This window comes from Methylobacterium iners (assembly GCF_022179305.1).
Lineage (GTDB): Bacteria > Pseudomonadota > Alphaproteobacteria > Rhizobiales > Beijerinckiaceae > Methylobacterium > Methylobacterium iners.
Genome location: NZ_BPQP01000171.1, coordinates 1 through 5,686 on the forward strand (window position 1 = coordinate 1; position 5,686 = coordinate 5,686).

A 5,686-nucleotide genomic window follows, 5' to 3' on the forward strand; every position below is an offset into this window, starting at 1 on the left:
GCCGCTCTAGAGCGCGGCACTAAAGCGCATGCGGGTAAGTTAAACCAACCGTCGCAATCTCCACTTGTTAAATTAGAAGACGTGGGTTCGATCGGAGGATTGTAAATGATCCCGATGGTTTTCGCAGGCCTCGTCGGAGGTCTAGTCACAGCTGCAGCGGTATGGAGCTACGGCGTCTTGGGAGCTGCACTTGCTGTGCCCTTCGGTAGCAGCTTAGCAGCAGTGTGCGTCGCGATTTTTCTGAGCTTGCGGCGCACTGAGCATTTTGCTCCGAGGTGTCATAGGGTCTCGTGGACACGAGTTCATTTTGGATCGGAGTGGCATGCTTAAGCCCATGGCTGAAGCCCGTGTGTCAATCTTGCGAAAACTGGGAAGTCCCAAGCCGTCCACACGCCAAAGTACGGCGGCTCGTCAAACCGAGTGATGCGGCCAGGTACGACCGCGCACGTCACATACCGTTACCACACGGATCTCGTTGTATTCTGGTCTGCCATGCTGTGGCGATAGAAGCTTTTGCAATTGCAATAGCTGCCTTTTTAAAATTTCCTTCGCTGCCTAAGCTTTTCCTAACCGGCACGAGTGGTAGCAACTTCGGAGATTGTCTCGGCGACCTCGGCAGACTTCGCCGTAGGCTTTTCTCCCTTCCGACCAAGGCCTATGCTCTGGGCGAGCGCTGCGCGCGCCGCCGAGTAGGTAGGAGCAGTCATCGGATAATCGGGCGGAAGACCGTACTTGGCTCGGTAGCTATCTGGCGAGAGGCCCCGCCCCGTCAGGTGGCGCTTGAGCGGCTTATAGGCTCTGCCATCCTCTAAGCTAATTAGCCCCTGATCGGTGATCGACTTCTTGATCTGCGCGGCTGTCGCATTCGTAACCGACCCCCCGAAGACGCAGGCGGCTTACCAAGGCTGAGCAACCCTGAGTGAACAGACAGGATAAGGTCAGTAAGGCCGGAGGTCGGGACGGCGTTATAAGACACAAAGGGTGAGACGATCTAGATTGTCAGTTCGACAGCCACTATCTGCTGAGCGGCTTGAGCGTCTAGTACATCTGACATTCCGCACCTCGCATCCTGATTAACGTGCCTCCACATTCATGAGACATCATCTGAGATCAAGCGAATGACAAAAATCCTTAGCTGATAACGCTACAGCTCATTCATAATTCACAAAAATGTGAAGTGTGGAGCCACGAAACGCGATCGAGCTGCGTCAACGAATGGCCGCTCAGGTGTGCTACCCAGCGTTGAAATTGCTGCAGCGGGGTCGTTTCAGCCCCACTCGAAATTAGTTGAGGCGTGCCCAAAACTTTGGCGTTTTTACATTTTGATTTTCGTCGGTTACCAGGCTATGAAGCAACAAGATTCGAGCAATTGTTCTACCTACAATATCATTTGTGTACTCATTTTAGACGAGCGCTCCCAGCACTGATATTAACATGTGTTATACCTCTTTGAGAGCATCCGGTTTGAAATATGATTTTCGCCAATAATTTTCAAAACCTACGGAGATATGTTAAAATATGAATTTAACTCGCTTTATCAACAAGTATGTCGCCAATGACGAGCTCGCAGTTCATGCTTCACACACGGTTTGTCACAGACGATTATTAAACTTACAACGGCAATCGACGTTTTCGGAACGAGTTGCTTATCGCCGCCTCTACCCACAGCGAATTTTTAGCGAATTGTCAGACAAGGTCTCTGCTCGTAGATTTGTATCAGAGAAAGTTGGGTCGAAGCATTTGGTTCCTATCTATGACGTGACTGACGACATTGAAGGCATAAATTTCGACAATTTACCTAACGAATATGTAATGAAAGCCAACCACGGTGCCGGGTGGGTGGAATTAGTTTCTGGGAAACGGAGGAACGACGTCATAGATCTCAGAAACATTGCTGGCGGGTGGCTAAAACAGAATTATTACGGCCGATACAGGGAACGGCACTACTCTAACATCAAGCCGAAGATTATGTTTGAAATGCTCCTTCGTGATGGATCGCGAATTGCAAACGATTTTAAAATTCACTGTTTTCGCAAAGGTGGTCACCTCACACAGTTTTTTCAAATACACAGCAATCGTTTTGGCGACCACAAAGTCAATTTCTTTGATGTTGATTGGAGGCCGATACCTCTGAGCCATGGTTTGAAATCTGCAGATCCTTCTAGTATTGCTAAACCTTATAACGTTGTTGAGATGCTCGAAGTAGCGGATCAGCTATCAAAAAATATAAACTATGTTAGAGTAGACCTGTTTTTAATCGGTAGTAAGATCTACTTTGGCGAGTTGACGTTTACTCCTGGTGCAGGATTAATAAGGTTCACCCCGAAAGAGCTTGATCTTCACTGGGCAAAACTATTTGATAAAGATGAGGTGTTTTTCACCGATCAAAGTCAATTTTGTTCTTGAAGACTTGTATTTCTTAACGTCTCTACGCGGAAGCGATGAGTTAATGGTCACGCGGTTCGTTCAAGACGCGCAAGATGTACTCGACGTGCTCTGCAGGCCCGAGTAGCGCGGCGCCTCGATGACGGTGTCATGACAACAAGACGGCGCTTGACGTGAGTCTTGCGGCGATAGTCGGAAGGTGCGCTGATACGATGACCAACTAAATCGGCGTGCTACTGAAGGTGGTTAGGGTCTGTTAGCACCTGAGCACGTTGTCCTCTGGTTGGAGCCGGAGGATGACGATGCTGTCGAACGCGCAGGGGGCGGTGCTGGGGCCTCTGCTTGAGGCCTGCGGCCCGCATTCCAAGGTGCCGCCCTCGAACCTGAGCCGGACGATCAGCGCGATCCTATGGCGGCACGAGAACGGAGCGAAGTGGCGCTCGCTCCCCGTCGATCTCGGGCCGTGGTGGATGGCGGCGCAGACCTTCATCCGCCGGTCGCGGCTCGGCGTGTGGGAGCGCCTGCTCGCTCTGGTGCAAGAACATGGGATTGCCTCGGCATCGTGTTTCTCGACGGCACGGGCGTGCGCGCTCACCAGAAGGCGGCTGGGGCTGTCCGAAAAGGGGCTCTCAAGCTGTAGCCAAAACGCAGTTGAAGCGCTTGGCCGGTCTCGTGGCGGCTTTGGTACGAAAGCCTGCGTGGTCGCCGACGGCTCAGGCCGGGCGATCGCCTTCCAGATCGCGCCCGGGCAGGCTCATGAACTCCCACACGCGCTGCCTCTGCTCGACCATCTGCCGGGCGTGCCGATGTGGGTCGTGGCGGACCGGGGCTAATTCAGACAGCCCAGGTCAAGAGCATAGCCCGTTACGATCTGCGCCTTCTTGAGCGAGTAAAAGATCTGCTGCCTCAGGCATTCGTCACGAAGTTCGCCGTTGAAGCTCTCTAAATAGCCGTTCTCCCATGGGGAGCCCGGGGAGATGTACTGAATCTGCGGGCCGGTCTTGGCGACCCACCGGCGCAGTGCCTTCGAGATCATCTCTGGCCACACTTCTGGCTTGGACTAATCCCGCCGCAACTCCGCGGGATTAGCGAGTGCCCCGCTGCCGACCGCCAGGGTGTCGGGACGGCGGAGAAGGAACAGGCGTCGTGGACCTATGTCGATGACCATCATCAAGCCGCTAACGTCACGCACGATCATATCCTGTGTTAGCGCATCGCTGCCGCTCGCCAGGCGCGCCCGCAGACGCTTAGCGTCTATGGTCAATGTTGTTGTTCCATCTGTCCAGCGGCCGTCAATGTCTTTTATTATAATTTGCACCACTTCACTTGAATTCAAGTTTGGGATGGTTGGAGGCATGACTTTGATAAAAGTATCTGATGATAGAGGCTTGCTCCCTTCAATCCATTTGCTAGACTGATTGTATAAATCTTCACGTTTTGATGGTGACGGCGCCAGGGGGAAAGTGCTTGTTGGGCGATGTGGTGGCGACCGGGTCAAGAAAAAGATAATCATAACGAAGGTTAAGGCTGAAGCGCCAGCGGCAAGAAATGCCAACCGAGGCCTGAAGGCTCTCGCAATGATACCTAAATGACGGGGAAATTTGGATTTCATGATAGATGGGGCTGAAAAATAACGATGATCGTGCGGCAGAAACTGCCACCTTGGCACCAAGCATTTCTCATTGTTTAGCGACCAACCGAGAATTTGATAACCCATAATGCAACGGACGCTCCTCCGGCAACAGCCACGCGTTGCGAAACGTGTAAGGTCCTGGGTTCCGGTAGGGGCCTCATACAACGAACTGCGCTGATTTGCGTTTTGCTCCTGTGATTGGGTTCGCTCACGCGGGAGGTGGCGATGGCACGTCTGTTTTGGTTGTCCGATGACGCCTGGGCCGTGATCGAGCCGCACCTGCCGCGCGGGCTGCCGGGCAGCCCGCGCGTGGACGACCGGCGGGTGATCTCGGGCATCTGCACGTACTCAAGGTGGGTTGCCGCTGGCGCGACGTGCCGGCCGAGTACCGGCTGGTTGACCAGATCAACCGTGTTGAAGAAGCGCACGCGCGCCTCGCGCTCGCGCACGCAGTTCGCCCCGATGGCGATGGCCAGATGCGTCTTGCCCGAACCTGTGCCGCCAATCAGCACGGCGTTGCGGTTGTCGGTGAGGAAGTTGCCCTGGTGCAGGTCGCGTACGCACCGCACGCAACCGCTTCTTTAAGCCGGTGCTGCGCTTCGAGACGCTGGCCCACCTAATTACTGGCTGGAAGAGCAGTGCCGGCTCTGGGCTCTCACCGCGGCGCATCCGGTGCAACCCGACCGCACCGTCCAGGCGGTCTTCGAGGCCGAGGATCGGCCGGCTCTGATCCCCTACCGTGGCGCGTTCGACGGCTTCCACGAGGTCGAGGTGGTCGCCTCCAAGACCTGCCTCGTGCGCTACGACTACAATCGCTAGTCGGTGGCCGCCCACGCCGCCGGGCGACACGTGCAGCTGCGTGCCTATGCCGACCGCATCTGCGTCTTCCTCAACGGCAACACTGTGGCCGAGCATGTGCGCTGCTTCGGCCGCCATCAGACCGTCTACGATTCCTGGCACTACCTGCCGGTGCTGGCCCGCAAGCCCGGAGCATTGCGCAACGGCGAGCCGTTCCGCGACTGGGATCTGCCCTGCGGGATCGCCCGGATCCGCGAGCGGCTTCGCAACCACGTCGACGGCCACCGGCAGTTCGTCTCGATCCTCTCGGCGGTGCCTGAGGTGAGCCTGGAAGTTGTCGAGGCGGCCGCACTGGCCGCACGCCTGTTCAGCGCCGATGCGGTGCTCAACCTGCTCTCGCGCGGCCGTGAGAGCCTCCCGCCTGCGCCGGTGGCGACGCCGGCAGCCCTGACCCTCGGCGTCGAGCCCGCGGCCAATTGTGCTCGCTACGACGCTCCGCGAGCTCTGGAGATGGTGTGATGGAGCGGCACAGTTAACGCTTTGATGGTAAAGCTCAAGCTGCGCCGCATGCGCGCCGCTTACGACGAGATCATTACGCAGGCCGGCAAGCGCGGGCATGCGCCGGAGCGCGTCGTGGGCGATCTGCTGGCCGCACAGCTGGCCGACGTCGAGAGCCGGGCCACGGCCTACTGCATGGGCAACGCCAAGTTCCCGGTCCTGAAGACGCTGGCCGACCGAGTTCGACCTGAACCCCTCGCCTGTGAACGCCGCGTTGGTGCGCGGTTCGCCCCCGGCTTGCGTTTAAGATTGAGACGGTACCAGCACCGTCGTCCCGAAGCTTCGCTGAGGCTAGGTGTTTGATCCCGCGGT

6 protein-coding genes and 4 pseudogenes are annotated in these 5,686 nt (G+C 56.3%); 6 read left to right on the plus strand and 4 right to left on the minus strand.

Annotated elements, in window-relative coordinates; genetic code table 11:
- Positions 1-566: 566 nt before the first annotated feature.
- Positions 567-848, minus strand: a complete 282-nt coding sequence (locus MFF55_RS26625; RefSeq protein ID WP_306421484.1) for a MucR family transcriptional regulator — start codon at positions 846-848, stop codon at positions 567-569.
- 670 nt (positions 849-1,518) lie between these two features.
- Here MFF55_RS26625 and MFF55_RS26630 point away from each other — a divergent pair.
- Entirely contained in the window at positions 1,519-2,406 is an 888-nt protein-coding gene (locus MFF55_RS26630) for an ATP-grasp fold amidoligase family protein (RefSeq protein WP_238247255.1), read from the plus strand.
- A gap of 281 nt (positions 2,407-2,687) precedes the next feature.
- Positions 2,688-3,215 (plus strand): annotated as a pseudogene (locus MFF55_RS26635) (IS5 family transposase); the annotation flags it as partial.
- Between the two features lie 35 nt (positions 3,216-3,250).
- Here MFF55_RS26635 and MFF55_RS26640 read toward each other — a convergent pair.
- Both MFF55_RS26640 and MFF55_RS26645 read right to left on the minus strand, forming a co-directional pair.
- Positions 3,251-3,427, minus strand: a pseudogene (locus tag MFF55_RS26640) (integrase core domain-containing protein); the annotation flags it as partial.
- A gap of 18 nt (positions 3,428-3,445) precedes the next feature.
- Positions 3,446-4,102 carry a hypothetical protein gene (locus MFF55_RS26645; RefSeq protein ID WP_238247265.1) on the minus strand — a complete coding sequence of 219 codons (657 nt, stop codon included), beginning with the start codon at positions 4,100-4,102 and terminating at the stop codon, positions 3,446-3,448.
- 141 nt (positions 4,103-4,243) lie between these two features.
- Between MFF55_RS26645 and MFF55_RS26650 the strand changes: the two are divergent.
- Positions 4,244-4,407 (plus strand): annotated as a pseudogene (locus tag MFF55_RS26650) (transposase); the annotation flags it as partial.
- Between the two features lie 3 nt (positions 4,408-4,410).
- Here the strand turns inward: MFF55_RS26650 and MFF55_RS26655 are convergent.
- Positions 4,411-4,578, minus strand: a pseudogene (locus tag MFF55_RS26655) (ATP-binding protein); the annotation flags it as partial.
- 112 nt (positions 4,579-4,690) lie between these two features.
- Between MFF55_RS26655 and MFF55_RS26660 the strand changes: the two are divergent.
- The 3 genes from MFF55_RS26660 to MFF55_RS26670 are packed head-to-tail and all read left to right on the plus strand — an operon-like array spanning position 4,691 to position 5,677.
- Positions 4,691-4,837 carry a hypothetical protein gene (locus MFF55_RS26660; RefSeq protein WP_238247257.1) on the plus strand — a complete coding sequence of 49 codons (147 nt, stop codon included), beginning with the start codon at positions 4,691-4,693 and terminating at the stop codon, positions 4,835-4,837.
- Between the two features lie 3 nt (positions 4,838-4,840).
- Positions 4,841-5,335 carry a Mu transposase domain-containing protein gene (locus MFF55_RS26665; protein WP_238247259.1) on the plus strand — a complete coding sequence of 165 codons (495 nt, stop codon included), beginning with the start codon at positions 4,841-4,843 and terminating at the stop codon, positions 5,333-5,335.
- Between the two features lie 24 nt (positions 5,336-5,359).
- Positions 5,360-5,677 carry an ATP-binding protein gene (locus MFF55_RS26670; RefSeq protein WP_238247261.1) on the plus strand — a complete coding sequence of 106 codons (318 nt, stop codon included), beginning with the start codon at positions 5,360-5,362 and terminating at the stop codon, positions 5,675-5,677.
- Positions 5,678-5,686 lie beyond the last annotated feature (9 nt).

What these genes read in the sequence shown, in the direction of transcription:
- MFF55_RS26630 (WP_238247255.1), top strand. Translation starts at nt 1,519, where the DNA reads ATGAATTTAACTCGCTTTATCAACAAGTATGTCGCCAATGACGAGCTC.
- MFF55_RS26645 (WP_238247265.1), bottom strand. Translation starts at nt 4,102, where the DNA reads ATGGGTTATCAAATTCTCGGTTGGTCGCTAAACAATGAGAAATGCTTG.
- MFF55_RS26670 (WP_238247261.1), top strand. Translation starts at nt 5,360, where the DNA reads ATGGTAAAGCTCAAGCTGCGCCGCATGCGCGCCGCTTACGACGAGATC.